Here is a 26,337-nt window from a genome sequence, read left to right as displayed (position 1 = left end):
ATTGTTTTCCAAGTCCGATTGGTCAGACGAAATCTTTTCCTATCTGGAAGAGAACCTAACCGGTCGGAAACTTCACACTGTTCTATTCGATTTTGATAATACTCTTGTCCGACACGATTTCGGAGAAGCGGTCATGTGTGAACTCCTACTTGCAGGAGTTCCATGGATTAAGTCCCTTTCTCCTTATTTTCCTGAAAAAGATATCTGCGAAAGATTGGAACATCTTAGAAAAGCGGATCCTAAATCCTTTATGGATGGGATCTGGCAATATTATGAATCCAAGATAGAAAGAGAAGGTCTTGGAGTAGGATACAGATGGTCTACTTGGATCTTTTCCGGCAGATCTGCAAAAGAATTAGAAGAGACTGCAATCTCCGTTTGGGAAAAAAATCAGAAGGACACAACTGTAAATGCAGTCCAGGCCTTTCAGCCAACGTTTGAAATCGTAAAAGCCCTCGCCCAAGCGGGGAGTAAAATTTGGATCGTAACGGCTTCTCCGGAGCAAGTGATCCAGGCTGTCTCAGAAAAATGGGGGATCCCAAGAGAGAATGTTCTCGGGATGCGTTTGGTAGAGGAGAACGGAATTCTAACCCCAGGCCTAATCGAACCTTTTACGTACGGGATCGGTAAAGTAGAATTACTCAATCTAGCAAATGGGAATTTAGGATACGATCTTGCGTTCGGAGATTCGGAGAATGATTTTCCGATGCTCGCAAACACCCGCTCTAAAGGTATCTTCTTAGATAGAGGAAAAAAATCCCCACCCCCAGGTGCATTCGTCCAATCCGTTCAAAACTGGAAGACAATTTCGCTTTAAGAGTTCTGTTTCGCACAGAGCACACCGAGATCACTGAGGGGTGTTTTTCGATATTACTGAAATTCTGATATAAGTAACCAAAAACTCCGTGTTCTCTGTGATCTCCGTGCGAACTATTGGTCTCTTAGGAAAGTCCCGCACAGAGGCCACTGAGTTCACAGAGTTTAAGATAAATATAATAACTTTGAGTAAAAGCCTTCTTAACTCCGTGCGAAATTATCTGTTCTTCAAATACTCAGGCATTTCAGGAAGTTTATCTTCCGTCCAGATCCAATCTCCAACGAGTGAAACGATCGGTGCCTTTTCTCCTTCTAAAATTTTTAAAAGAGCGATCTTTAGGTCGTTTGCCTCCGTGATCCGGTAAGGGATCCCCGGAAATTTTTTTGCAAAACTTTCATTTTCTTTGGATTGGATATAATCAATGAAGAAGTCTCCGAATTTTTTCCCGGAGGCTTTTTGTTCTTCCATGAGTTTTTGTAAATCGGGATGGGGGGAAGATTTAGCAAGTCTTTGTAGGATGATCGTGATCCCTCTTACACTTTGGCTAAAAAAAGTCCCGGCCCGGATGATCTTTCTGGATTCCGGTTTTTGGACTGCCCATTCTTCCATCTTCTTTTTGATATAAGCCAAAGAACCGTAAAATGTGAGTAGATGCGGAAGATAATAATATGCTGAGTATCCGAGAGTAATTTTTGGGCTTAGTTTTTTCTCTAGATCCAACATCGGATCAAAACAAAATTTCGCGGTATCAATGATATCTTTGTCTGGAGTTTCGGAAACTGGATATCCTAGGTTCCCTCTGGCAGGAGTATAAATTAAATAGTCTACTTTCAGGTTTTCTTTAGTTAAGAATTTTTGAATATTTGTAACAGCTTCATTTGGCTCTTCTAATTTTATGAATGGGATCGTTTGATCCGCTCCTAAAACCTGAGTTTCTCCGGAAGTAGTGGAGATTATTTTCCAGTTCTGTCCTGTTTTTGCAGAATATTCTTTGAATGCTTGGATTGCACTTTGGCCTGCAGCTCCGGATCCGCCTACGATCAATGCTAAAGACTCGCTCATATTTCCCCCGGAAGTGAGGACCAGCTTACTTATTCAGGGAATCGTATACCAGAAAAAAAGTGAATATAGGGATGAAAATCGGAAGGAAGATCCGAGACGATCCGAACATCTTCTTCGAATTCATTTTTGAATTTTAAAAGATAAGAATGTAATAGAAAACGATTTGGTCTTGGAACTAAACTTTTAGAAGAGAATATATATCCGTAGGTCTCGTCTCCTAAGATCGGAATTCCGATGGAGGAGAGTTGAAATCTAATCTGGTGTCTTCTTCCCGTGACAAGTTTTGCAGCAATGAGAGAAATGTTTTTCTCTTTGGAAACGGAGAGAAGTTTAAAGTCCGTGATCGCCTTCTTCCCACCCGAACGAACGGCGCTTACTTTTCCTTTTCCGTCTTTTAAAAAACATTCCAGTCTGAATTCTTCTTCCTTTGGAATTCCGGAACAAATGCATATATAAGTTTTTTCCGAATCGGCAAGGATCGTGTCCGCTTCTTTATTTTTATCCGGATCCTTACAGAATAGAATGATCCCGCTCGTATCTAGATCCAATCGATGCATCAAACGTAAAGAAGGAAGGTTCTCCTGCTTTCTTGCCAGGTCTTCCAAATTCGGGCGATTCGGGTCGAAGGTTGCCTGGGCAGGAACTCCTGCAGGTTTCTCCAACGCTAATAAAAACCCTTTATCGTACCATTTCTTTAAGGGGAGAGGAGGAAGAGTAAATTTGGGTTTAGGCCCTGGCATATGCTGCCTCTTGGACATTTTTTAATTTGGATTCAGTATTGTTTAAGAAATGAAATTGGATTGACACTTCTTCCGTTATATTGGACGAATTAGGTATGAAACAGGCCGATGCCGAAGAACTGGACGGGAAGGATCTCATCTCCAGCGAACATATAACAGAAGTCGTCAAAGAAAACCTAAAATTAATTCGCCATACTAAAGGACTCTCATTGGACAAATTGGCATCTCGCTGCGGAGTCAGTCGCGCGATGCTTTCCCAGATTGAGCAAGGGAAAAGTGTTCCTACAATTGCAGTATTATGGAAGATCGCAACAGGTTTAAATGTACCTTTCAGCGAACTTCTAAAAGAGAAGGGAACAGAAGGAGTTTTTCTTCTTAAAGCGGAGAATACTAAAGTCTTATATTCCAGTTCAAAGGTATATTCTAGTCGTGCCTTGTTTCCGTTTATCGGAGGCAGAAGGGTAGAATTTTACGAACTGATCCTGAAACCGGGTGGGATCGAAGTCGCAGAGGCTCATAAGGCCGGAACGACAGAGAACCTAGTTGTGGTCCAAGGAAAATTGCGCCTCCGTGTGGGGGACAAGGTGGTAGAACTGGATGCGAAAGATTCTGTTTACTTTAGGGCAGACGTTCCCCACGAATACATCAATCCTACAGACACAGAAACTCTCATGTATCTGGTCATGGAATATACGGACGAAGCTAACTAAACTTCTTCTTCTAATTTCCTTCCTATATCCGGGCGTTCTCTTCTCAGAGTCGCCCGATCCTATTACAGGTTATTTCGGTATCAATCGATACGAAGAGCAAATCTCCTGCCATCCCGAAGATTGTATCCGTTACACCCTCGACGAGCTGAATTCTAAGGGTGGAAAATCTGAGATCAGAAAACTTTTAGAAGAGAATGCAGGCAAAGTCCTTGTGGACCTTTCCGGAAAATCCTTAAAACTTTCAGACGAGGATCTGGACGATCTGCGTGATTATCTATTAGAAATTTCTAAAAGAGATGGAAGGGTCGCGATCGAAAAATTGCATATCGCGATCCGAGGTTTGGAGATCCCGGAACCTCCAATTCTAAAAGACGTGGGTTTGGTTGGTTGGGGAGTTTTTAAAAGGATCTATAGAGGGATCTATTTTAAGAGAACCGGAGACTATAACGCGAAAGTCCTCTACCATCCGGGAAACGGGAATATTAACTTAATCTTATTTGTTCATAAAAGATACGGAGATATCTGTGAGACCGTATTTTCTTCCTGTAATGAGATAGAATACTTGGACGAGGACACTTTCGATCTACAGCTATCAACCGCTCTGAAAGAATCTAAAGAGAAGGGCACACCAGTCAGAGTAAATTTTAAACAGGTGGAAGCGAGCCTTCCGGATACGAAACTGGAATGGGATAATCTGAAAAGTATGGGAAGATCTGCAAGAATGTACAAATGGCTTGCACTTCCCAAAGAAAAAGAAACAAAACCCTTGGCGAGATCCAGATTCCTTCCTTTCCAAGCGGCTTTGACTGTGATCGATTATTCTATTTCGGTATTCGATTGGGTAAATAAGATCATCATGTATAAACCTGCGAGAGATACAAAGGCAGAAGTATTATACACTCAGAAAATTTCAGAGGATGGGACAGTCGGAGCCAGAACTCTCCATTCAGTTGTATTTTTGCCTGTAAAGGAAGAGTGAATTTTTCCGCCTCCGACTGGAAGCGGAAAAAAGTATTTTGGATCTTAGAGGAAGAAGATCCAGGTCAAAAGTAAGAATGTAGGAAGAAGAAGTAGGAAGGAATACACTACGTATCCGCCGAAACTTGGCATCTTCACTTTATTCTCTTCTGCTACCGATTTTACCATGAAGTTTGGAGCGTTCCCGATATAGGTCAATGCTCCCATGAAAACCGCACCCACAGAGATCGCTTTTAGAAGTTCTTCGCCCACAGGATCTGCTAAGATCTGAGTTACATTAGAATATCCTAATAAACCTTTTGCAAGGGATAAGAATGTCAGGTAGGTAGGGGCATTGTCCAACACTCCGGAAAATCCTCCAGTTACCCAGAAGAACTGCCATTTTTGAGTGATCCCTAATTCTTTTCCGTGATGTTCCAAAAGAAGAAGAGCAGGGATCATAGTTAAGAAAATCCCTATGAATAGATAAGCCACTTCTTGGATCGGGCCCAAGGTGAACTTATTCTTTTCTCTAAGTTTAGGATCTGAAGTCACTTTAGAAAGTGCGATGAGTCCGATAAGAACCGCTTCTCTAATGAAACCTAAGAAAGGATACTCTGCGATCGCAGGAATATAGTTTTGATTCAAGAAAGCGACGGAAAGGATCACGCCTAATAACCAGATTAGGTTGATTTGTCCTTCTAATCCGATTGGCTGTCTATGAGTATGATCGTAACGGATGTCCTTCTTGGTCTCTTTTCCGTGCATGATCGTGTCCCAGATAAAATAGATCACGAGCAGAATTCCGGAAGCGATGAGCATCTCAGGGAATAATTTAAAAGTCCAGATGAAAGGAACTCCTTGTAGGTATCCTAAAAATAATGGAGGATCTCCGAGAGGAGTGAGGGATCCGCCGATATTCGAAACAAGAAAGATAAAGAAGATCACAGTATGGACCACATGTTTTCTTTCGGAGTTTGTTTTCAGAAGAGGTCGGATGAGAAGCATAGAAGCTCCTGTCGTTCCGATAAAGGAAGCGAGGAATGTTCCTACGATCAAAAATAGAGTGTTATTGACCGGGGTTGCTTCTATATCTCCTTTCAGAACGATCCCGCCTGAAATATAGAATAATGCCGCAAGTAGGATGATAAACGGGATATAATCGAATACCATCGTGTGGAAAATTTTTCCCCACCAGCTATGCGCCATTAAGATCCCGAAAGATACTGCTCCGAGGGCCAAAGACAATAAGAGCTTATTATTATTATTTTCCCACCAATGTTCCGTGGTATGGGAGATTAAGGGAAGAAGAGCGATACTGAGTAAGATCAGGATGAACGGAATAACGGACCAGATCGGAAGATCGTCCCCTTCCGCATGAGCAGTTGCCTTCTCTTGGTGCTCTGTTCCCGCTCCATGTTCCCCGTGCTGAGTCTCGGCCTGGGCCAAAGAACCCGTTTTAGGGGAGGTCCCTGCGGTTTCCGCAAGCAAGGAAACGTTTAGGACCAGGGAGAGAAAGAGTAGGGTAGTAAAAAATTTGTTTCTCATCATTCTCTGCTTTTCGAAGATTTTTCGTCAGGTTATAGAGTTTCAGATAGGTTTCAAAGGAAAATCCATCGGTTTTCGGGTTTTTTTAGGTCCATTTTTTTGGATTGCATAAATCCTTCCTTTTTTACAAGATTCTATCAGGAATCCATATCTTCTAGACTTTTTGCTTTATATTAGGGCGCTTAAGACCGTCAGATATATAGGCCCAGAGAGAGAACCGACAACCATGACTGTTTTAGGTAAACAAAAACAATACTGCCTGACCCCGGACGAAATAGAGAGTAGATTAAAATCGGTATCGATACAACCTACAATGCAAAGGATTTCCATTTGCCAGTACGTTCTATGCGAGGCGGATCACCCTACCGCAGAAGAAGTAAAAGAATGGGTAGATAAACGTTCTTTGAAAATGAGTTTGGCTACGGTTTATAATACTTTAAACGTTTTGGTCTCTGCAGGACTATTAAGAGAATTTAAATTTTCTTGTTTGGGCAAATCAGTTTTCGACAGTAATATCGACGATCATTTCCATTTCTTTGATGAGAAGAGCGGCAAGTTCCATGATCTGGAAACAAGCCTTCTTACGATCGATTCCAAACTCCCTAAAGAGTTTAAAGTGAATAAGATGGATATCCTATTCACCGGATCTTTAGAAGAGTCTTCTAACGTAACCGTTTAATTGCGGTTAGATATTGATCGCTTCCCCCAAGGCCTGTCCTGCTGCTTCCATTACGGCTTCGGAAAGAGTAGGATGGGAATGAATTCTTCCGGCTATTTCTTTTAAAGTCAGTTCCGATCCCATTCCAAGGCTAATCTCTCCGAGTATCTCAGTCACATTCGGTCCGATAAGATGAGCTCCTAAAATTTCTCCAGTCTTACGATCTGCGACTAGTTTTACCATTCCTTCTACTTCTCCCAAGGCTTGAGCACGTCCATTCGCTCTAAAGGGGAATTTTCCTACAACGACATCGATCCCTGTTTTTTTAGCCTCTTCTTCCTTAAGGCCAACGGAAGCTACTTCCGGATGGCAGTAGGTGCAAGCAGGGATCTTTTGATAATCTAACGGTTCATAAACGAGTCCGTGAGGATTTTTATTTTGGATAGAGATCGCTTCCGCAGCCTTAACGCCTTCGCTGGATGCGACATGTGCGAGTAAAGGAGCTCCTACACAATCACCGATCGCATATATATTCGGAACTGTAGTTTTGAATTTAGGATCCACTTTGATGAATCCTTTTTGTAGAAATACACCGTTCTCTTCTAAATGGATCCCTTCAGTATTCGGAGAGACTCCGATTGCAACAAGAACCTTATCGTATTTTCTTCTTTCTCCTTCTGCGGCTATCCCTTCGCCTTTTAGAAGAATAGCGACTCCATCCGATTCTAATTTAGGTTCTGAAACTCCAACGCTTGTTAAGAGTTGTATCCCTCTTTTTACGAAAGAACGATTGAGTAGATTCGATATTTCAGGATCTTCTAATGGAAGGATCTTGTCCTGCATTTCTATGATAGTGACTTCCGTTCCCATACTGGAGTAGAAGTCGGCAAATTCCACTCCGATCGCTCCCGCTCCAATGACTGCCAAAGTTTTAGGAGGGGAGTCTTGGATCATTGCATGTTTACTGGATAAAACCTTTTCTCCGTCGAAAGGAAGTCCCGGAAATTCTTTTGGTCTCGCTCCTGTTGCGATGATAAAATATTCGGATTGGATCTCTTCTTTAGAAGTGTCCGGAAGCCAAATCGTGTTTTTATCTTTGAAAACCGCGCTTCCTTTTTTTACGGAGATCTTATTCTTCTTCATTAAGAACTCGACCCCGTTTGACATTGTATCCGCAACTCCACGGGAACGTTTTACAATGCTCGGAAAATCCGGAGAAACTTTTTCTACTTTTAAACCGAAGGATTCGGATCTACGAATGGATTCTAAAAGATGCGCGGACTCTAAAAGTGCTTTTGTAGGAATACATCCCCAGTTCAAACAGACTCCGCCTAGTTTCTCTTTTTCTACTAGACAAACGTTCAATCCAAGCTGAGCGGCGCGAATTGCTGCCACATATCCTCCAGGACCTCCGCCGATCACAGTCAAGTCGTAGTTCTCTGCCATCTCATTCCTCCGGATGGCAATTCTGCATTTTAACAGAAACTCTGGGAAGAAAAAATTCAGGATTTTCGGGGAAGGCTTAAGCTTGAAGAAATAAGGGAGTTAAGGTTTCGCACGGAGCACGCAGAGATCACGGAGAATATATGAATAAAAAATTGCAAAAACCTCTGTGCTCTCAGTGGTCTCTGTGCGAAAAAACTAATTCCCTTTCTTCTTTAGGACTACGATCATTCTGCTCGCATTACTTTTGTATTTTACTTCATTGTAGTTGGAGTAAACGTTTAAGATCTCCATCCGATGTTTTGCAAGTATTCTTTGGAGTTCTACAAGAAAGTAGGCTCTCATCAGATGTTTGTCTTTGATCTCTTTTTTGTTCAGATTATAGATATAGTTCACTTCTACGACTGTGGACTGGTCCGCACGAACAAGTCTGAACCCTCTATTTCTTTGGATAGTCGCATTCTTGGCCTTGATCTGAGCGACTGGTCCGATCGGTTTTCTTTTGATCTTGCGAAGAGGTTCTGCATTCCAAACTTCTAAAACAGCAATTCCTGCAGGTTTTAAGTTCAATTCCAGGTTTTTAAGTGCTGCTTCTACTTCTTCATTGCTTAATAAATAATTGAAGGAACCGAATAAGCTGATGATCGCGTCCCATTTTTCTTGGGATTTATAGGATTGCATCGCTCCCACTTCGAATTTGCAATGAGAGTATCTTTTTTGGGCAACCTGGATCATATGCGCAGAAGAGTCTACCCCTCTGGATTTGTATCCGAGACTTTGGAAATGGGTTACATGCTCTCCGGTTCCGCATCCTAGGTCTAAAATATTTCGGACCCTATGTTTTCTGAAAAGCCTGTCTATAAACTGGGTTTCCATCTCGAATTTTCGAGCGTTCTTTTCTATGTCGAAGTAATATTCTGCCAGTTCCGAGTAGAGTTTCATAGAAAAATCGTTTGAGACGAACCGGGGAAAACCCGTTATATATAGTAACGGAACTCAAATACCCAAAATGGAATTTTTCCCCGATTTTTTTACTATTTCAGAAGTTTTTCCTATGGCCTCCACATCGATTTCCACCTGGATCGACGGAGAAGTTTTGGCTTTGGGTGGGATATCTTTCACTCTACTTTCTTTGTTTGGATACGTGGTCCATACTCAAATAGATAGAAAAGAGGAGAAGTTCGAAGAGACAATTTTTTCGGATACGGAAACTTCTTCACAAGTAGGAACAAAAGAAGAAGTTAAGATAGAAGAGTATGTTTCTTCTCCAAAGGAAGAGATATTTTATCCGACTCAAAGACAGGAAGAAGAGACAGAAGTTTCTTTTCAGTCTTTTTATTTTCCTGTTCGTGGGAAAACCTACGAAGTGATCCGATCCTTTTTAGATTCTTTACCTATCCAAGAAGATATCTGGGAAGTTCTATTATACGATACAAAAGGAATTCTACAAACAGTCGCAAGTAAGACCGGAAGTATCTCCGTATTTCCTTCGGAAAGAAAATCCGTTTCGGAACCAGGTGAAGGTTGTATCGTTTGGAAATTGGAATGGGACTTCTTCTTTTTGGGAGAAGTTAGACAGACTAAGAGTTCCGGATCCGATTTTTCAGTTTCTGAAATATCACTTCGATTGGATAAACTCGTAGAAGGCCTCGTACTCGCGGGCGAATCCCAGGACGGGGAAACCGGTTGGAGTTCCTACTCTGTATTCTCCCAAAATTTGGAAAGGGAAAGATACGAAGGGGAAGATACTAAAATTTTGGCTTTTCTAGAATTCGAATCCGACAAAGACTTAGTCTCCGATTTTAGGAGTTTTGGAAATTGGTGGAAACAAAGATTCGGAGAATCTTCGCAAGTATACAGGATCCGTAAAAATCGTTTAGCGAGCGTATTTACTCCTGAAGATTGGATAAAATTCCAAAATTCATTGTCGGGCCTTATGGAATTTTTAGGCCCGGATAAGACCAGGCTCAATGTAGGCGCCTCGGTTCGGGTCAGAAAAGAGGATCCTGAATGGGAATCCAGGGCCAAAAAAGCATTACATTCTTCTAAAGAAGAGGGGCCAAACCGCTTAGTATGTCTTTAAACATAGATCCTTTATTGGATGAAAAATTCATACTTACTATCTCACAGATCTTTCCAGAGTTCTTAGAAAAGAACCTGTCTGTGCATGCAGTAAGAGAGGCGTTCGGCCCATCCAAAAACGAAGGATTATGTTATGAAAATTGTACGTCTGTGGAATTCCAAGGAGAAGCTAAAGGGAAACTTTTTTTAGCCATGGACGGTTATACCAAACTGAAACTTCTCCCTAAGATCGCTAAATCGTTCCATATTGACCCTACGATCCGAAGTCATGCTGCCTCTATCATGTTGGAATTTGCCAACCAGATCTGTGCCGAGTTGATCTCGGAAATGAAATTGGGAAGGTTCCAGATAGATATTCTTCCCCCTGAAAATCTGAATAATAAACTCGTACCTGTCGATTTAGAAAACCATAGGCAATATATTCTGATCTATTTTCTAAAAGACGAAGACGCAAAAGAATATTTGGGTAGGATCTATCTAGTTCTACTCATGCAAAAATATTGATCTTTCAGCCCGAAAATTTAAGAAGATACTAAACTTTAATATCGGAAGGATTATGATTCGGTACTCGTTTCAGGGACTCTCATTCTTACTTAAATACGCGGATATTACCGATTCTCCAGAATCAGAAATTCAGGAAGAACGTTTGGTCACCGCGGAGCGACTTCGATTTAGGACCAAAGTTTTCCCTTCTTCTCCAAACGCTCCCGTGATCTTTTTACAACATGGAATGAGCAATCGAGGGATAGATGATCCTCGGATCCTAGTACTTGCGAAACATCTAAAAAATAGCGGAGCTAAAGTTTATCTTCCGGAACTGAACGAGGTCAAGGGCCTAGAAATTTCCTCTAAGACCGTTTCAAATATACGTTCTATTTTTAAAACGATCGTAGAAAGAGAGAAGAGGCCGATCTCATTTTTATCCGCGAGCTTTTCTGCAGGAATGGGTATGGTTGCTTTATCCGGAAAAGAGGAACAGAAAAACTTAAAGTCTATTCTGCTTGTTGGAACATATTCTGATTTTGCCAAAACCCTTCCTTTCATTCTTTCGAACTACGATGTCGATCCGTATGCAGTACATGTTCTCCTTTATAATTATATTTCTAAACTTCGTCCTCGTCTTTCCGGCTTAGAAGAGTTCTATTATGAGGCTGCTCTGGACAATGGATTGAAACGAGAAGGAGAGGGGGCAAAGTCTCCTAAACTTCTGCAAAGATTGGGAAAGAAGGAGAAGGAGTTTGTATTCTCCATCCGCTCGGACGCCGCATTTAGAATGAGTTTAGCAGATCCAATCCTGTCTGTACTTCCAAAGGGTTTTATACTCCATAATTCTCCCCAGAATTTTTTAACCGATTGGAGGGCTCCGATCGCCTTATTGCATGGTTTTGACGACGCAGTCATCTCTTCCGAGGAATCAGAACAGTTGTTTGCTTCTTTGAGGGAGTTAAGATCCGACTCCAAGTTGCTTTTAAAGTCCAAATTGATCACTCATGGAGACCATCTTCCCTTTTACACTCAATTAGGTGAGATCCCGAAGCTCGCAGAACTATGGGGATTTTTTCTAAAAAAATCCGGACTCTAATATTGTTTACGTTATATTTTCTGAAAATATTCCGTCCTTAAGGATAGGCCCTCTACGTCTTTTTTTAGGCTCCGGACCCTTGTATAATCGGAGCAAAAGGATATAGTGGTCTATCGTATAAAAACGCGAAAAGGAATAACCGGCAGATTCAAAATCGATCTTTTTAGGGGATTTGTAGGAGCTCCTAAAGGGGAATTTACTTCGTAAGAAAAAAAGGCGAAGGAAATTTCTTTTTGAATTGTTAGCTAGGTAGTATGGTTGTGAGTACAGAGCAAACTTCGGGTGTATCAGATCAAGAGACAAGTTGGGAGAGTGTATTCTCCCTCAAGATAAGTTCGGATAATTTAGGTGCCGATCTTACTATTCGTCCCGGGATGATCAAGGGCAGAGCTCTGTCCACAAGTATCGTTATAGAATATCTACATAATAAGGATATTTCCCAAGAACGTATCATCGGGGATAATATCTACCAAGCCCTAAAACAACTACAGAGTGCCACAGGCAGGATGGACTTTTCTCCTGTTTCATTTGTTGTAGCCCAAGGTTTTCCTCCCGTAAGAGGAGAAGACGGTTGGGTGAAATTCTACCATCCTCAAGCTCAAAGAGTAAAGATCGGAGAGGATGGGCACGCGGATTATAGAAATATCGAAAGATATATCTATGTAAAAGCAGGAGAAAAACTTGCTACATTATTCGAAGGGATTCCCGGAAAACCTGGAATAGACGTTTTTGGAAAACCGATCGCTCCTCCTCCAATCAAAAGACCGAAACTTACGATCGGAAAAAATGTACAGGAGAAGGGGCTTGTCCAAGACAATAAACCCTTTATTGAGTATTTCGCTACTTGCAACGGTGCGATCTTCTCTACTGAATCTTCTATCACTGTTTCTCAAGAACTACAGATCGATTCCAATGTGGGTCTTGGTACAGGGAATATCAATTATGACGGAAACGTTTTAGTTAAAGGAGATGTGGAGCCTGCGACTTCTATCAAGACACAAGGGAACTTGATGGTCAAAGGAAATGTTGAGACCTCCGACTTACAGATCTCAAGGGATTTGGAAGTGAGCGGCGGGATCAAGGGTGACGGGAAGAATGTTGTTAAGATCGGCGGGCATCTTTATGCAAAGTTTATAGAGAACGCTGAGATAGAAGTAGACGGTGATGTAATCGTCGAGGGTTTTATTCTGAATTCTAAGATCCATTCTTTAGGAAATGTGATCCTGAACGGATCCAGCGGGAACTTAGTATCTTCTACAGTTTCCGCATATATGGGTTTAACCTGCGCGAATTTGGGATCTCAAGCAGAACTGGATGTTACAGTAGAGTTAGGATTTCATTTTAGGAATGAGAGAAGTTTCGAAGATCTGACAAAACGTTTACAAGTTGCGGAGAAGGAAATGGAGAAGATCCTACCTCGTGTCCAACAGATCAAACAGTTAGTCCAAAGATCTAGAGGCCAGATCCCTGAAGATAAGAAAGAAGGTTATAGAAAAGTTTTCGAAGAATACAACCAAAAGAATAAGTTCATAGAACTTGTGAAACAAAAGTTGGAAGTACTAAAATCTTCCCGTTTTAATCCTGGAGAAGTACAACTTGTAGTTCGCAAGGGTGCTTATAAAGGAAGTATCATGAAGTATAGAAGACAGGTGGAAAAGATAGAAAAATTCCAGTCTGCCTTTATGATGCGTTTCCAACCTGGCCAAGACAAGGCCGCGATGGTTGCTATCAAACCTCAGAAATGATTAGCCAAAAAAATCTTTGATCTTATCCGGAAGAACAATTCCTTTCTCCGTGATAAAAGCTTTGATAAGACTTGCAGGAGTTACATCGAAAGAAGGATTGAGTGCCTTTACTCCGACTGGAGCGATTACACCTTCCGGAAGGATCGGTTCTCCTTTTTCGTTTTTCAAAAAATTCAAACGGGTAACCTCGTCCTGGGTTCTCATTTCTATGGGAATCTGGGAACCGTCAGCAATCTTAAAATCGAAACTTTTTTCTGTAGCCGCGATATAAAAGGGGACTCCGTGATGTTTTGCAAGGACCGCCAAAGGATAGGTCCCGATCTTATTCGCAGAATCTCCATTAGCTGCTACTCTATCCACTCCTACGATCACTGCGTCTATTTTTCTGGATGACATAAGCCAACCCGCCATACTATCTGTGATCAGATAGTTTTCGATCCCTTCTTCCATGAGTTCCCAGGCAGTGAGTCTTGCTCCTTGTAGATAAGGTCTTGTTTCATCTGCAAATACTGTCAGATCGTGTCCGAATTCTTTGAGAGAACGGATTACTCCGAGTGCAGTCCCATGCCCAGCAGTTGCAAGAGCCCCTGTATTACAATGAGTGATAATATTCAGTTTAGAAGGAGAAGAAGGAAATAAAGAGACCCCATTTTTTGCTAGGGCGAGATTATTTCGAATATCTTCATCGAATACTTGGATCGCAAATTCCTCGGATTTTTGTTGGAGCTCCGACAAGGAAATTTTTTCGAAAGTTTCTTTGGGGAATAAGGAAGAAAGTTCTTCGAATGCTCTCCGCAAATTTACTGCGGTAGGTCTGGATTCCAATATTTGAGAAAGTATATTTTGGAAGGTTTGGTAATCAGGTTTTAGAGAGAAATTTTTAAGTTCTAGAACTGCACCGAACAATCCTGTGATCGCGATTGCAGGAGCTCCTCTCACTACCATTTCTCGGATCGCAAAAATTGCATCCTTGGAATTTTTGGCCACGTACCATTCTTTTTTTCCTGGGATTTGCCTTTGATCTAGAAGTTTGAGGCTGTCATTCTCCCAAAAAATAGGACGTAATAGATCTTTTTTCATTTTTTTACTCCCAGAGGCTAAAGCAGGCCATTCCTTTCTACGATGATAAAACTGTGATTGAAATCATCCACCGACTCCCCGGAGGATGAGGACGAACCGGGGCAGATCCCGCCCCGGCTTTGCCTACTTGACTAGGATACCAGTTCCCTGAATCCTTACATAATGGCAAAGAGAAATCCGACCTCTGGTCCGAAGCTTTTCGGATTCTCACTGATTCATCCCTTAAATCTTGTCTTATTCTTCAATATTTTTGTATGGGCCTTACTCTTGATGGAAGGTGGCAAAGGGATCCTCACTCATTTTTTTGGATTAAACCCAAGCCTTGTTATCGAGAAGAAAATGTACTGGCAGGTCTTCACGTACGGATTCCTTCACGTTGTAGGAGGAGATTTTTTCTCTTCTCTCATTCATATCGGAATGAATATGTTCGGTTTATTCACCGTCGGTTTCTGGCTATGTAGGTATATCGGAGGATGGAAATTTTTATGCGTATACCTTCTCTCTCAATTGGGAGGAGGACTATTCGTTTTAAGCTTCTCTTATATAGGATGGAAGACCGGATTTATTCCTGAAAATTCCATCTGGGACAGTTATCATTCCGCAACTATAGGCGCTAGCGGTGGGGTATTCGGAGTTTTGGCCGCATTCAGTCTCATGTTCCCGGAAGCTAGATTTGTTTTCCCACCTGTGCGTGCAAAATTTGCTCCTTGGGTTTTGATCGGTTTTGGATTTTCTTTGGATGCATATTATCTTTTTCAATACCATTCCAGCGGTGTGATGTCCCATGGATTTTTCGGAGCGATGAGTAATTCTGGCCATTTGGGAGGAGCTGTTTTCGGTTTGCTTAGTCTACTCGGACTTCAGAGGTTCGGAAGGAAAACTAGGACCCCGGTATTTGTTAGAAGATGGGAGAAGCCTCAGGAAAATCAGGAAAGGGTAATCGTACGAGCGAAAATTTCAGGGGACCCTTTCGAGGCTCAGGTCCGGAAAAATCGAGACCTATTAAGCCAACTTTATGGAATTTCGGAAACGAATGAGAAGGAAAAACTTCTTCTTCCGCTGCAAGCAGAGAATACGAATCTCTGTCCTCCGGCCGACTATAATCCGGAGGATTTATTTTGTTTGCGCTGCGAATGGTTGCAGAATTGCGAATTAAGAAAATTAAAGGGTTCCGATCCGCAACTTTGAAAGAATTTTGCAGGACTTTTACGTCTATCTCTTAATAACAACAAACGGGCGGAAATTTCTGGACATAAATTTTATACGTCTTTAGAATAGGTTCCGTCCGAAACTTCGGACAATTAGACTTGGGGACTTCAGTAACATTGGGGATTAAAAAGAAAACCGTTCTTCCCGACGTGTTGATGCGGGAAAAATTACAAAAAATCGCCATAGATGAAAAATCAAAAGCAGCCCGGGTAGTAGGGTCGGATAAGGTTGCATCCGGTTCGGATCCCAAAAAGGACGATGGTCCCGGGTCTAAAATTTATAAGGCGATAGACGAGTCTCTTGCTGACCTTCGGTATTATTTCCTAGAGGGAGAATACAGAGATAAGGTAGCAGAACTTTTTAATAAGAACGAAGGCCAGTTCGATAGGCTTGGAATTACTCCTAGAAGATTTTTGGATTTTGCAAGAGAGTCTTTTGACAGATTCAAACAACTCCAGAAAAAAATGCCTTTGGAACCTATGAACAAAAAAGGTTGGGAGTATCTAGAAAGAAGTCTTTTGGAGCTGATCGGAAAATTAAATGAGAAGTTCAATAAGTAGCATAGAGCTCAGATAGGCGAGTTCGGATATAGGAACTCCAACTAGTTAAACTTTTAAGTGAACTTTTTGTTCTGAGTGAGAAACCTTCAAACAATAAAAAAGCCGCGAATGTTTCGCGGCTTTTTCGTATCTAAATCTTGGTTTAGATTAGAAGAATCTTTTTGCAGCTTCTTCCGGAATTGCAATACCGGTAAGTTTCGCTTTTTGAAGAACTTCCCAGAAATAACGGTAAGTTGCTCTGTCGTGAAGATCTCCGTCGTGTTGGATCGGTCCCCATTCTGCGTCTTGTGCTTTGACAAGGATCGCAGCGGAAGTTTGAACTTCGCTATAATCCGGAGACATTGCATCCAAGATCGCTTGGATTTGTGTTGGATAAATGGACCACATACGAAGGAATCCGAACTCGTCATGAGCTCTTTTAGCATCTTTGTAAGTTTGGTATTGGTTTTTAAGATCCAAAGTTACGTTATGAGCAGGAATAACTCCATGAGCAAGAGAAGCAGCTACACAGGAAGCTTTCGCTCTTCTTAATAATTCGTGATCGAATTGTCCTGGGCTCTTCATACAAGAAGCAGGGATTGCTCCGTGGTGACCGGAGATGAAGTCCATCAATCCGAAATCCACAACTTGCATCCAAGGAAGAGCAGCGATTTTGTCTACATCTGCCAAAGCTCCGTGAGTTTCGATCAGAACGTGGATTGGGATCTCTCTAGTGATTCCTGCTTTTTTCGCAGCACCTTGGATATAAGTGATCATTTCTTCCACTTGGGAAGCTTTTGTAGGTTTAGGAATTGTGATGTATGCGATCTTGTTTCCTGCACCTGGAACGATGATGTCTACGTCTTGTTTCCAGAAAGAGTTGGTATAGTCGTGGATCCTAACGCCGCTCATATTATGTTTATTGAGCTCGGAGTTTTGGATACGGACGATCATTTCCGCGTGTTCTTTTTCTTTTCCGGTTTGAGCCCCGTCCTCGCAGTCCATGGTGATGTCGAAAAGACCGCCGAGTTTGTTTTGGAGTTCTAATGCTTTAGTGATGAGTTTTTCAGATCCGGCAAAATGCTCGCAGGCAGGGATAATGGGGAAGGGTTTCTCTCCTTCGAATAATGCATCCTTAGGATGGGGCAGTTTGGACATACAAGTACCTATTGTGTTTCCGATTTTTAGCCAAGCTCGGCTGTCTTAGAACAGGGTTTTCGGGAAAGGCCTTCCAGGCAACGGATTTTTGGAGGCTTTGTTCTAGGCTTCTAGTAGCTGTAGGATGACCGCTTTTTGGGCATCCAGACGGTTCTCAGCCTGTTGGAAGATAATGGATCTTGGGCTTCTGACAACTTCTCTCGTGATCTCGTAGCCAGAATGGATCGGCATGTCGTGCATTACCTTTGCCTTTGTCTCTTTTAACAAAGCTTCGTTGATCTGAAAAGGCATCATCAGGTTCATTCTTTCTTTTTTCTTATCCGCAAATGTTGGATCGTTAAAGAACTCCATGTCCACCCAGGTGTCTGTATAAATATAATCCGCATCTTTTACAGAACGGATCAGATCTGTCCCCCATTGAATGGTCCCTTTTTTCTTGGCCCTTTCTACGGTTTCCGGATCTATGTTTTCAGTTTCTGCGATCGGGGTAACGAGCGTCAGTTCCATTCCCAAGGCTGAGGTGATCCCGATGAGAGAGTTTACCACGTTATTATGCACACCAATATACGTGAGTTTGAGATCCTTTAACGGTTTTGGATTGTCCATTACGATCGTAAGAATATCTGCCAAGGACTGGCAGGGGTGAAATTTATTACAACAACCGTTGATTACGGGGACCTGTGACCCTGACTTGAGTTGTAGGAGGTCCTCATGTTTTCTCATCCTTGCCATGATGATAGAAACGTTTCTGGAGAGATATTCCGCTTCCAGATCGATATCCGAAAGTTGGAAATTAGAAGTCATCCAGTCTAGATAGATCGCATGACCTCCCATCTCCGTCATTGCGACTTCGAAGGATACCCTTGTTCTCGTACTCGTTTTCTGGAAAAGCATGGCAAGAGTTCTGCCAGTCATATGGCCCAGATAATTTGCTCTATGGTTCTTTACATAAGTGGCGAATTGAAGTAAGTCTAGGACTTCCGCGTCGGACCAATCATTCCAAGAGATCAGATGTTTGATTTTAGGAGTTTCCATAGATTGGTGAACCATTCCAGTCTAGAAAATCATTCCGGGTGGATTCGACAATCTGAAAACTCGGGGAAGCAAATGGGAAGGAAAAGGGGGAGGGATTCAAATCTCCCTCCCTAAGTGTTTTCCGGGGAAAAAAGCGTTATAAAGATTCTTTTCTAAAAAGAATTCGGGCGAAAGAATAAGACCTTTTGGTTACGCCGGTTTTACCGAAGCAATACGAATCTGTGAAGATTTAGGCTTAGTTTTCCTGCTGACAAGGGCCTTCGTTCTAAAAACGTTTCCCTTAGAGAGGGCAACCGTGTCGGAAATCGTATCAGGCCAAACAACCATTGAAGGGGAAACCAAACGTAGGAGAACCTTCGCGATTATCGCCCATCCGGATGCGGGAAAGACCACCCTGACCGAAAAATTGCTTCTGTATGGAGGCGCGATCCAACTTGCGGGAGCCGTTAAGGCGCGTAAGAACCGTAAGGCTGCTACTTCGGACTGGATGGAAATGGAGAAGGAGAAGGGGATATCAATCACTTCTGCGGCTCTCCAGTTCGAATATAAAAATCATGTATTAAATTTATTAGATACTCCGGGCCACGAAGACTTCTCCGAAGATACATACCGCACATTGATCGCAGCGGACACCGCAGTGATGGTGTTAGATGCAGGAAGGGGAGTCGAGCCCCAGACAATCAAATTATTTAAAGTATGTAGGGACCGCGGGATCCCCATCGTTACATTCGTAAATAAGATGGACCGCCCGACTAAAAAGATGTTCGAACTCTTAGATGAGATCGAAAAAGTTTTGGGCATCACCGCAATTCCAATGGTATGGCCTATCGGAACCGGAGTGGATTTTAGTGGGGTGTATAATCGTGTAGATAAGAAGATCTACACATACGACAAAACTCCGGGTGGTTCTCAAAAGTCTGCTTTCCAAAGTTCGGGAATAGAAGATACAAATCTTGACTCTATGTTTGAGGACTGGGTCTTAAAACAATTTAGGGAAGAAGTAGAACTTGTAGAAGAAGGGATCGGCGCATTCTATTTAGATGAATTTATAGAATCTAAGATCACTCCCGTATTTTTCGGATCTGCAGTGAATAACTTCGGTATTCAATTGTTCTTGGATCATTTTTTACAGATCGCTCCTCCTCCTTTATATTTTCCTTTGAAGAACGGAGATCGTTTGGATCCGATCACAACTCCTTTTAGCGGATTTGTTTTCAAGGTGCAGGCGAATATGAATAAGGCTCACCGAGATCGGATCGCTTTCTTGAGAGTATGTTCCGGTAAGTTCGAAAGAGGATTGAATGTGAATCATGGAAGACTTGGAAAGGCGGTAAAACTTTCTTCTTCTTTTGCATTCTTTGGACAAGATAGAAATACTGTAGATGAGGCTTATCCCGGTGATATTATTGGCCTCGTAAATCCGGGAACTTATTCTATCGGAGATATTTTAGCAAGCGGCAAGGTTCCCGATCTAAAACCTTTACCTGTCTTCGCCCCAGAAATTTTTGCGACTCTTTCCTGCGTAGAGACAGGTGCTCTCAAAAGTTTCCGCAAAGGAATAGAACAATTAGCTGAAGAAGGTATATTGCATTTATTTACTTCTCAAACTGTGGGTGGTGGGCTTCCTGTGATCGGAGCAATGGGCCAATTGCAGTTTGAAGTCTTTAGAAGAAGGCTTCAAGACGAGTATTCCGCTCCTACCAATATTAATATTTTACCTTATCAAGTATCTTGTTGGTTACCTGAGGAAGATATTGCAAAGGTTCCTCCCGGCGCAAATCTTGTGACGGACAGTTTAGGAAGAGCAGCTCTTCTATTCGATTCTGAATGGGAAAAAGGATATTTTCAGAAGAAGAATCCTGAGATCCGATTGTTAGATTATCCAACTCAAGATCTTTCCGAGTTAGAGACGGAGTATTAGGATTTAAAAATCTACAGCAGAGAGCATTGCTGAATACGGATTCCACGTTCCGCAGGTGAATGTAAAGTTCGCCCCCTCCCTGTTTTGGGTGGGGGGAGTGGCCCGTGGGTTTGCTCGGATTCGTATATCACAGAATCAGATTTTTTACAAGTAAAATGTTTCTGTTAATTTGTAGGAGCTCCTACATGAATTCGCGATCGGAATTTATATTTGCAAAATCTACCTTTTTATGCTAAGTGGAGCTTCTTCTTGAACGCGTACCACCGCCCCGGCCCCCACCCAAAGTAGGGCGGGGAGAGCTTGGACAATATTCTACTCGCTCAGTTGATATCGTTTATTTCTTTCTGCTAAATTCGCTTGAAGAAATTTCGGACGAAGAGTCTCATTTCTTATCAATATATAAATTTTCAGGTGATCCCATGCGACGAATACCAAGTTTCTTTCTTCTCCTATTATTCATCCTTCTTCACGGAAACTGCAGAAGCCTACCAGGCTACGACGCACAATTTAATGTGGGTAAAACTGCATCTAAATTCAAAACGGCAAAGTATGTAGTATTCCCTTTCGAGTTTGCAGAAGGACTGGAATTGACTGACGCTCAGGAAAATTCTCAAAAAGTAGTGGCTCAAAGAAATCGGGAAAAAGCGGAGAAAGCTTTATTTCAGGCGGGCTTTACGGTTTTGGAAAGAAGTAAGCTGGATAAGCTGATCAACGAGATCACCTTAAGTAAAACAGGGATCACCGAATCTGAAGGTTTGAATTTGGGAAAAATCGTAAATGCAAACTCTGCGGTGTTTGGAAAGATCACGAATTATTCAGTGGCAAGGCGTAGGCTTCGTAAACATTTTGTGGCAGAGATCATATTAAAAGGTGTGGATATAGAAACCGGAGAGATCATTTGGGAATCTACTTTGAAAGGTCATACTCCTTTTACGAACGGGCAACAAACGTTTTTGGATACTGAAAACAATTTATACGACAAGTTTGTGAAAAAATTACAAGAAAAAGTTTCGAATCCATAAGATTCGTCTACTATAATTATTCATTATAAAAATATAATATGATATTTAAAACAGTGGATTCTGAAAAAGGGGAGCTTGCATATTTCGAGAGAGAAGGAAGTATCGTATCCGCGTCCGATTTTTTAGATATCCTTTTTAGTTCCCCGGCAGATACGATCATTCTCCGTAAAGAGGATCTTCCGGATGAGTTTTACGATCTAAAAACGAAATTCGCGGGAGAGATCCTACAAAAACTCATCAACTATAGAAGAAGGATGATCGTTCTCGGCGAGTTCGGAAATTTTTCTAGCAAATCCTGGAAGGATTTCGTCTATGAATCGAACAAACAAGGCAAGTTCCTGTTTTGTAGTTCGATAGAAGAAGCGATCCCACTTTTAAAATAATAGGTTTTTGATTTTTGGCCGCCTCCTCGCCTAAAGGCTCGGACCGGGCTGCTACGCGTTCGGGCATTCGCCCTCATCCCTTCGAAAATCGCAGAAAAGAGAACTTTTCAGTCAAAGCGAAGGGACAAGCGCTTCGCATCCCTGGCGGAACCTCTAATCCATTGTATCTAATGTTTCATGCCCTTAAGGGATGTCCAAACATCGTTCATTTTATTTTTTGATCTAAGATTTGTAGAAAATAAATAATTTCCTGTAACGTGGCGGGAGTTCCTGCCGTCGTATATAATGTATTTGCACCAGATGATTCAGGGCGGGATGGGAACATTCCGCTATTTTTTTGCCCTCTTCTTAATGGTGTAAATTCTCTTCAAACCTGACCTCCGGATATCTTTCCTAACGTGTAATTGGAATCAGTTTTCCGGGCCCTTTTCATTTTCTAAGTGTAGAGCGGCGCTTTTTCTGATATAAGGGATCCGAGCCTTCCCACGGGCCACTCCCCACCACCCGAACTAATGCGGGGCTGAGTTTTGCAAAAAGCTTTCGATAATATGGAATGTGCTGATTCTAATTGCAGACTCGTTTGACCTTTGGTCACGGACTCAGCAAAGCTGGTCCTCTTCTCGCTCCCTACGGGTCGCTTGCGAAGGGGCGGGGGCCGTTTTTAAAAATTTATCTTCGATAGAACGGAGTGTGTTAATTCTTAGGGCCGCCTCGTTTGACCTTTGGTCACGGACTCAGCAAAGCTGGTCCTCTTCTCGCTCCCTACGGGTCGCTTGCGAAGGGGCGGGGGCCGTTTTTAAAAATTTATCTTCGATAGAACGGAGTGTGTTAATTCTTAGGGCCGCCTCGTTTGACCTTTGGTCACGGACTCAGCAAAGCTGGTCCTCTTCTCGCTCCCTACGGGTCGCTTGCGAAGGGGCGGGGGCCGTTTTTAAAAATTTATCTTCGATAGAACGGAGTGTGTTAATTCTTAGGGCCGCCTCGTTTGACCTTTGGTCACGGACTCAGCAAAGCTGGGCCCTCTTCTCGCTCCCTATGGGTCGCTGCGAAGTATAATAAAAAAGCCCCGGTGGTTAAACCGAGGCTTTTTAGAAAGTGGATCGAACCTTTTCTTATTTCAAGTTTTCCGCGATTAACTCCGCGATATCCTTTACTTTTACTTCGTCGATCTTTCCTTCTTGTTTTACTCCGTCTGTAATCATTGTGATACAGAAAGGACAAGCAGTCGCGATTGTGGTCGCTCCCGTATCCAAGAGCTGATTGGATCTCTTGAAGTTGACCCTTTCTCCATGCTCTTCCATCCACATCTGAGCTCCACCGGCTCCGCAGCAGAGTCCTTTGGAATGGTGATCTACAGCTTCAGCAAGTTTTCCACCGGAAACCTGTTTAACCAGGTCACGAGGGTTCTCGTAGTTGTCGTTATATCTTCCGATATAACAAGAGTCGTGGTAAGTATATTTACCTGCGTTTGCATCTTCTGCAACTCCAACTTCGATCTTACCATCTTTTGCAAGTTCGTTAATGAACTCTGAGTGGTGAACCACTTCGAAATTTCCACCGAACTGAGGATATTCGTTTTTGATCGTGTTATAGCAGTGAGGACAAGCGGTTACAACTTTTTTCACATTGTATCCGTTCATTGTATCCACGTTTGATTGTGCTAATGTTTGATAGAGATATTCGTTACCACCTCTACGTGCGGAATCTCCGGAACATCCTTCTTCAGTTCCTAAGATACCGAACTTAACATCAGCTTTCTGCATAATTTTTACGAATGATTGAGCGATCCTTTTGTTACGATCATCGTAAGCTCCAGCGCAACCTACCCAGTATAGAACGTCCACATTGGAATCTTCTGCCATGGTTTTCACTCCAAGGCCTTCTGCCCAATCCGCTCTGGAGTGTGCAGCAACTCCCCAAGGGTTGGAATTGTTTTCCATGTTTACGAACGCTCCTTGTAATTCAGCAGGGAAGCTGGATTCTACAAGAACTAAATGTCTTCTCATTTCTATGATCGCGTTTACTTGGTTGTTTCCAACGGGACAAGCTTCTACGCATGCATAACAAGTAGTACATCCCCAAAGAGCTTCTTCGGAGAGTCCTTCGTATTTTCCAATAACAGAAGTATCTAATGCAGCAACTGCATCGGCTGCTCCTTCCGGATTGGTCTCTCTAATAGTCACAACCTCAGGCATTTTGTCCATGAGTGCGTGTTTTAGATCAGCGATAATTGCTTTAGGGTTCAGTACTTTTCCTGTGCGGTTCGCAGGACATTGCACCTGGCAACGGCCACACTCGATACAAGAGAGTCCGTCCAATAGGTTCGGCCAAGGGAAGTCTTCCGCTCTAGTAACACCCCAAACTGCAGTCTCGTCTTCCAAGTTTAATTTGGAAAGTGCGCCCTTAGGGGTATCAGATTGTAGGAAATAGTTGAACGGTGCGAAGATCAAGTGCGCGTGTTTAGATGTAGGAACATATAACATGAACGCAAATACGGAAAGAATATGTGTCCACCACATGATCTGGAAAACCAGGTCAGCGGAAGAGTATTCAATTCCGATCGCTTCCCATACGGACCCGATCGCGGATGCGATTGGTGCTGCGTCATGGAATGGGTTTGCGTATTCAGCCCCTACTGCTCTTGCTCCTTCTCCAAGTAATGTGGAGATCATGAGAAGAGAGATCATGCTGATCACGATCGCGGAAGCAGGAGAATGAACATCCAGCCCTTTCGCTTTTTGAACCCAACGTCTCCAAGCAAAGAAGCCAAGTCCCACGAGTACTAAAATAGAAACCACTTGTAGAGCCGCTTCATAATAATGATTAGCGGTCTCTCCGAATAAACTTCCTACCAAGGTGAATTTGTACGGATCATCCAACGCATATCCAAACACACCGGAGATAAACTGGCTGGTAGTATGCAGTAAGTAAGTTACGAATCCGTAAAAGACAAACGCGTGCATGATACCGCGCAGAGGTTCTTTGAAGTTCTTTTTTTGTAAGATTACGTTTAATACGAAACTTTTGATCCGGAATCCCCAGTTTTTATGTTCGAGGAAATTTTCGGTCCCGTGTGCTTTTCTTGCGTTAAATACAAGATTTAATCTGTAAAGAACGGCGCGGACGAACACAACGTTTGCTACGATAAACAGTGCCGTGAAGATCACGTGGAAGGCGATTTGAGAAATAGCCATAGTTTTTCAGGTTACCCTTTGTATTTGGATGGTCTTTCATAGCAGCCTAATGACGGGGAATCGCCCTGTCCAGGAAAAAAGATGGTATTCGGTCTTGTTGGAGTTCCTACGTTTTTTGTTAGATAGGCTGAAGTCCATTCTTAGAAATAGCTAATATATTAACTGCGACTCAATCGCAATAAAAGAGATGGAGAATCAAAAAGGACGTGCATTTTTGATGAAATAGAAAACCTTGAAGCATAGGAAGTGATCTTCCCGGTCCAGATGAGCAAAATATTCCAACAACATTCCACAGATCCCATTTTAGAAAAAGCTTTAGACGGAGAAAGGATCTCTCCTTCCGAAGCTTTGGAATTATATGAGTCCGGAGACCATCTTAAGATTATGGCTACTGCTCGAACTCTAAGAGAAAGAGTTCTTCCTGCGAGCATTGCAAGCTACACTATGTTTAGAGTAGTGAACTATACGAACTACTGCAATGTCGAATGCAATTTTTGTTCTTTCATGGATGAGATCGGGAATGGTAAAGGATACGTTTTATCCAAAGAAGAAATTTTAGAAAAGATGGACTACGCCGTATCAGAAGGCGCAGACCAAATGTTCCTACAAGGTGGAGTGTATCCGGATCTTCCTTTCGATTATTATTTGGATGTGATCTCTACAGTTAAGTCCAAATATCCTGACATGCATATCCGTGCATTCTCTCCGGTTGAGATCATCAACTTGGAAAAGATCACAGGTAAATCCTTATTCGAAGTTTTGCAGATCTTAAAATCAGTCGGCTTAGATTCTGTTCCAGGAGCTGGTGCAGAGATCTTAACTGATAGAATGAGAAACATCATCTCTCCTAAAAAAGCGACTACAGAAGAATGGGTTCGCGCGATGGAAACCTGCCATGAAGCAGGTTTGCTCGGGAGTGCAAATATAGTTTTTGGTTCGGAAGAAACGAAAGAAGAAGTAATAGAACATCTCACAGTAGTCAGAAATCTTCAGGATAGGACCGGGGGATTTCTTTCTTTTATTCCTTGGACATTCCAGCCTCAAACAAAACGTTTTAAAGTAAGAACTGTTCCAACGACTGAGTATCTGAAAGTTTTAGGGATCTGTAGGATCTTCTTAGACAATATTAAACATATTGAAACTTCTGTCATGGTTTTGGGTAAAGGTGTAGGGCAGTTGGCATTGTGTAGCGGAGCCGACGACATTTCTTCGGTTGTAATTGAGGAGAATGTACTTCGCTCTTTCGGTTTGAAAACGGAAAAAGAAGCTGTGAAGTTTTTGAAAGAAGGCGGATTTACTCCTAAAAGAAGAGACCTTCTTTATAATTACGAAAGATACGAAGGCAGAGAATTGTCCGCGGTTTAATCCTTTTTTCAGATTTCTATTGCAAGATTTTTCCAAAAATAATAAATTTACTCGTCCGTAAACTTTCCTAAATAGATAGATCCAAAC

23 protein-coding genes are annotated in these 26,337 nt (G+C 42.3%); 14 read left to right on the top strand and 9 right to left on the bottom strand.

Translation table 11 applies throughout. The annotated features are described in order from the left end of the window. Nucleotide 1 precedes the first annotated feature (1 nt). The gene (locus EHQ64_RS03530; RefSeq protein WP_135648123.1) at nucleotides 2-817 is read left to right on the top strand and encodes an HAD family hydrolase; all 816 of its coding nucleotides are present in this window, start codon (nucleotides 2-4) and stop codon (nucleotides 815-817) included. A gap of 216 nt (nucleotides 818-1,033) precedes the next feature. Here the strand turns inward: EHQ64_RS03530 and EHQ64_RS03525 are convergent, their stop codons facing one another. Both EHQ64_RS03525 and EHQ64_RS03520 read right to left on the bottom strand, forming a co-directional pair. Beyond that, nucleotides 1,034-1,879, bottom strand: coding sequence for an SDR family NAD(P)-dependent oxidoreductase (locus EHQ64_RS03525; RefSeq protein ID WP_135648122.1), 846 nt, complete (start codon nucleotides 1,877-1,879; stop codon nucleotides 1,034-1,036). Between the two features lie 29 nt (nucleotides 1,880-1,908). Beyond that, nucleotides 1,909-2,637, bottom strand: coding sequence for a pseudouridine synthase family protein (locus EHQ64_RS03520; RefSeq protein WP_246048575.1), 729 nt, complete (start codon nucleotides 2,635-2,637; stop codon nucleotides 1,909-1,911). A gap of 77 nt (nucleotides 2,638-2,714) precedes the next feature. On the opposite strand from EHQ64_RS03520, the gene EHQ64_RS03515 reads away from it, so the two are divergent. Further along, nucleotides 2,715-3,329 carry a helix-turn-helix domain-containing protein gene (locus EHQ64_RS03515; RefSeq protein ID WP_135648121.1) on the top strand — a complete coding sequence of 205 codons (615 nt, stop codon included), beginning with the start codon at nucleotides 2,715-2,717 and terminating at the stop codon, nucleotides 3,327-3,329. Continuing rightward, nucleotides 3,310-4,308: a hypothetical protein gene (locus tag EHQ64_RS03510; protein WP_167882348.1), complete on the top strand. Its 999-nt coding sequence runs from the start codon at nucleotides 3,310-3,312 to the stop codon at nucleotides 4,306-4,308. The genes EHQ64_RS03515 and EHQ64_RS03510 overlap by 20 nt, the downstream gene beginning before the upstream one ends. Before the next feature lie 44 nt (nucleotides 4,309-4,352). Here EHQ64_RS03510 and EHQ64_RS03505 read toward each other — a convergent pair whose 3' ends face one another. Next, nucleotides 4,353-5,834 carry a sodium:proton antiporter gene (locus EHQ64_RS03505; protein WP_135648238.1) on the bottom strand — a complete coding sequence of 494 codons (1,482 nt, stop codon included), beginning with the start codon at nucleotides 5,832-5,834 and terminating at the stop codon, nucleotides 4,353-4,355. Between the two features lie 226 nt (nucleotides 5,835-6,060). Here EHQ64_RS03505 and perRB point away from each other — a divergent pair, with 226 nt between their 5' ends. Then, nucleotides 6,061-6,513: a peroxide-responsive transcriptional repressor PerRB gene (perRB, locus tag EHQ64_RS03500; RefSeq protein WP_135648120.1), complete on the top strand. Its 453-nt coding sequence runs from the start codon at nucleotides 6,061-6,063 to the stop codon at nucleotides 6,511-6,513. 6 nt (nucleotides 6,514-6,519) lie between these two features. On the opposite strand, the gene lpdA is transcribed toward perRB, so the two are convergent. After that, nucleotides 6,520-7,938: a dihydrolipoyl dehydrogenase gene (lpdA, locus tag EHQ64_RS03495; protein ID WP_135648119.1), complete on the bottom strand. Its 1,419-nt coding sequence runs from the start codon at nucleotides 7,936-7,938 to the stop codon at nucleotides 6,520-6,522. A 195-nt stretch (nucleotides 7,939-8,133) separates the two neighbouring features. Continuing rightward, on the bottom strand, nucleotides 8,134-8,877 hold the full coding sequence (locus tag EHQ64_RS03490; protein ID WP_135648118.1) for a class I SAM-dependent DNA methyltransferase: 744 nt from the start codon (nucleotides 8,875-8,877) through the stop codon (nucleotides 8,134-8,136). 67 nt (nucleotides 8,878-8,944) lie between these two features. Between EHQ64_RS03490 and EHQ64_RS03485 the strand changes: the two genes are divergently transcribed. The 4 genes from EHQ64_RS03485 (at nucleotide 8,945) to EHQ64_RS03470 (ending at nucleotide 13,344) form a co-directional block, all read left to right on the top strand. Continuing rightward, a complete protein-coding gene (locus EHQ64_RS03485) occupies nucleotides 8,945-10,018 on the top strand; it encodes a hypothetical protein (RefSeq protein ID WP_135648117.1) in 1,074 nt (357 codons plus the stop codon). Beyond that, nucleotides 10,009-10,521 carry a chemotaxis protein CheX gene (locus EHQ64_RS03480; protein WP_135648116.1) on the top strand — a complete coding sequence of 171 codons (513 nt, stop codon included), beginning with the start codon at nucleotides 10,009-10,011 and terminating at the stop codon, nucleotides 10,519-10,521. Before EHQ64_RS03485 ends, EHQ64_RS03480 begins: the two co-directional genes overlap by 10 nt. Before the next feature lie 52 nt (nucleotides 10,522-10,573). Then, nucleotides 10,574-11,599 (top strand): alpha/beta hydrolase family protein, encoded by a 1,026-nt coding sequence (locus EHQ64_RS03475; RefSeq protein ID WP_135648115.1) that lies wholly within the window; start codon nucleotides 10,574-10,576, stop codon nucleotides 11,597-11,599. Between the two features lie 254 nt (nucleotides 11,600-11,853). Beyond that, on the top strand, nucleotides 11,854-13,344 hold the full coding sequence (locus EHQ64_RS03470; protein ID WP_135648114.1) for a DUF342 domain-containing protein: 1,491 nt from the start codon (nucleotides 11,854-11,856) through the stop codon (nucleotides 13,342-13,344). On the opposite strand, the gene mtnA is transcribed toward EHQ64_RS03470, so the two are convergent. After that, on the bottom strand, nucleotides 13,345-14,424 hold the full coding sequence (gene mtnA / locus EHQ64_RS03465) for an S-methyl-5-thioribose-1-phosphate isomerase (protein ID WP_135648113.1): 1,080 nt from the start codon (nucleotides 14,422-14,424) through the stop codon (nucleotides 13,345-13,347). It lies immediately after the preceding gene. Between the two features lie 162 nt (nucleotides 14,425-14,586). Between mtnA and EHQ64_RS03460 the strand changes: the two genes are divergently transcribed. Further along, nucleotides 14,587-15,612 carry a rhomboid family intramembrane serine protease gene (locus tag EHQ64_RS03460; RefSeq protein WP_135648112.1) on the top strand — a complete coding sequence of 342 codons (1,026 nt, stop codon included), beginning with the start codon at nucleotides 14,587-14,589 and terminating at the stop codon, nucleotides 15,610-15,612. Between the two features lie 137 nt (nucleotides 15,613-15,749). Continuing rightward, a complete protein-coding gene (locus EHQ64_RS03455) occupies nucleotides 15,750-16,193 on the top strand; it encodes an LIC11177 family protein (RefSeq protein ID WP_135648237.1) in 444 nt (147 codons plus the stop codon). A gap of 147 nt (nucleotides 16,194-16,340) precedes the next feature. Here EHQ64_RS03455 and EHQ64_RS03450 read toward each other — a convergent pair whose 3' ends face one another. Continuing rightward, complete coding sequence (locus EHQ64_RS03450; RefSeq protein WP_135648111.1) at nucleotides 16,341-17,330, bottom strand: HpcH/HpaI aldolase/citrate lyase family protein; 990 nt, start codon at nucleotides 17,328-17,330, stop codon at nucleotides 16,341-16,343. 102 nt (nucleotides 17,331-17,432) lie between these two features. Further along, nucleotides 17,433-18,365 (bottom strand): ornithine carbamoyltransferase, encoded by a 933-nt coding sequence (locus tag EHQ64_RS03445; protein ID WP_135648110.1) that lies wholly within the window; start codon nucleotides 18,363-18,365, stop codon nucleotides 17,433-17,435. A 295-nt stretch (nucleotides 18,366-18,660) separates the two neighbouring features. Between EHQ64_RS03445 and EHQ64_RS03440 the strand changes: the two genes are divergently transcribed. From EHQ64_RS03440 to EHQ64_RS03430, 3 genes are all read left to right on the top strand, one after another. After that, the gene (locus tag EHQ64_RS03440) at nucleotides 18,661-20,286 is read left to right on the top strand and encodes a peptide chain release factor 3 (protein WP_135648109.1); all 1,626 of its coding nucleotides are present in this window, start codon (nucleotides 18,661-18,663) and stop codon (nucleotides 20,284-20,286) included. 419 nt (nucleotides 20,287-20,705) lie between these two features. Continuing rightward, entirely contained in the window at nucleotides 20,706-21,308 is a 603-nt protein-coding gene (locus tag EHQ64_RS03435) for a CsgG/HfaB family protein (RefSeq protein WP_135648108.1), read from the top strand. A 38-nt stretch (nucleotides 21,309-21,346) separates the two neighbouring features. Then, on the top strand, nucleotides 21,347-21,691 hold the full coding sequence (locus EHQ64_RS03430) for a DUF4180 domain-containing protein (protein WP_135648107.1): 345 nt from the start codon (nucleotides 21,347-21,349) through the stop codon (nucleotides 21,689-21,691). A gap of 1,112 nt (nucleotides 21,692-22,803) precedes the next feature. On the opposite strand, the gene EHQ64_RS03425 is transcribed toward EHQ64_RS03430, so the two are convergent. Continuing rightward, on the bottom strand, nucleotides 22,804-24,885 hold the full coding sequence (locus tag EHQ64_RS03425; protein ID WP_135648106.1) for a heterodisulfide reductase-related iron-sulfur binding cluster: 2,082 nt from the start codon (nucleotides 24,883-24,885) through the stop codon (nucleotides 22,804-22,806). A 264-nt stretch (nucleotides 24,886-25,149) separates the two neighbouring features. On the opposite strand from EHQ64_RS03425, the gene mqnC reads away from it, so the two are divergent. Then, nucleotides 25,150-26,250, top strand: a complete 1,101-nt coding sequence (mqnC, locus tag EHQ64_RS03420) for a cyclic dehypoxanthinyl futalosine synthase (protein WP_135648105.1) — start codon at nucleotides 25,150-25,152, stop codon at nucleotides 26,248-26,250. Nucleotides 26,251-26,337 lie beyond the last annotated feature (87 nt).

The organism is Leptospira sarikeiensis, from assembly GCF_004769615.1.
Lineage (GTDB): Bacteria > Spirochaetota > Leptospiria > Leptospirales > Leptospiraceae > Leptospira_B > Leptospira_B sarikeiensis.
The sequence above is the reverse complement of the archived record's forward strand: the minus strand, read 5'-3'. Positions and strand labels throughout refer to the sequence as shown.

Excerpts from the sequence above, each read along its gene's own strand:
- EHQ64_RS03525 (WP_135648122.1), bottom strand. The coding sequence starts at position 1,879 with ATGAGCGAGTCTTTAGCATTGATCGTAGGCGGATCCGGAGCTGCAGGC.
- EHQ64_RS03520 (WP_246048575.1), bottom strand. The coding sequence starts at position 2,637 with ATGTCCAAGAGGCAGCATATGCCAGGGCCTAAACCCAAATTTACTCTT.
- EHQ64_RS03515 (WP_135648121.1), top strand. The coding sequence starts at position 2,715 with ATGAAACAGGCCGATGCCGAAGAACTGGACGGGAAGGATCTCATCTCC.
- EHQ64_RS03505 (WP_135648238.1), bottom strand. The coding sequence starts at position 5,834 with ATGAGAAACAAATTTTTTACTACCCTACTCTTTCTCTCCCTGGTCCTA.
- perRB (WP_135648120.1), top strand. The coding sequence starts at position 6,061 with ATGACTGTTTTAGGTAAACAAAAACAATACTGCCTGACCCCGGACGAA.
- lpdA (WP_135648119.1), bottom strand. The coding sequence starts at position 7,938 with ATGGCAGAGAACTACGACTTGACTGTGATCGGCGGAGGTCCTGGAGGA.
- EHQ64_RS03490 (WP_135648118.1), bottom strand. The coding sequence starts at position 8,877 with ATGAAACTCTACTCGGAACTGGCAGAATATTACTTCGACATAGAAAAG.
- EHQ64_RS03485 (WP_135648117.1), top strand. The coding sequence starts at position 8,945 with ATGGAATTTTTCCCCGATTTTTTTACTATTTCAGAAGTTTTTCCTATG.
- EHQ64_RS03480 (WP_135648116.1), top strand. The coding sequence starts at position 10,009 with ATGTCTTTAAACATAGATCCTTTATTGGATGAAAAATTCATACTTACT.
- EHQ64_RS03475 (WP_135648115.1), top strand. The coding sequence starts at position 10,574 with ATGATTCGGTACTCGTTTCAGGGACTCTCATTCTTACTTAAATACGCG.
- EHQ64_RS03470 (WP_135648114.1), top strand. The coding sequence starts at position 11,854 with ATGGTTGTGAGTACAGAGCAAACTTCGGGTGTATCAGATCAAGAGACA.
- mtnA (WP_135648113.1), bottom strand. The coding sequence starts at position 14,424 with ATGAAAAAAGATCTATTACGTCCTATTTTTTGGGAGAATGACAGCCTC.
- EHQ64_RS03460 (WP_135648112.1), top strand. The coding sequence starts at position 14,587 with ATGGCAAAGAGAAATCCGACCTCTGGTCCGAAGCTTTTCGGATTCTCA.
- EHQ64_RS03450 (WP_135648111.1), bottom strand. The coding sequence starts at position 17,330 with ATGTCCAAACTGCCCCATCCTAAGGATGCATTATTCGAAGGAGAGAAA.
- EHQ64_RS03445 (WP_135648110.1), bottom strand. The coding sequence starts at position 18,365 with ATGGAAACTCCTAAAATCAAACATCTGATCTCTTGGAATGATTGGTCC.
- EHQ64_RS03435 (WP_135648108.1), top strand. The coding sequence starts at position 20,706 with ATGCGACGAATACCAAGTTTCTTTCTTCTCCTATTATTCATCCTTCTT.
- EHQ64_RS03430 (WP_135648107.1), top strand. The coding sequence starts at position 21,347 with ATGATATTTAAAACAGTGGATTCTGAAAAAGGGGAGCTTGCATATTTC.
- EHQ64_RS03425 (WP_135648106.1), bottom strand. The coding sequence starts at position 24,885 with ATGGCTATTTCTCAAATCGCCTTCCACGTGATCTTCACGGCACTGTTT.
- mqnC (WP_135648105.1), top strand. The coding sequence starts at position 25,150 with ATGAGCAAAATATTCCAACAACATTCCACAGATCCCATTTTAGAAAAA.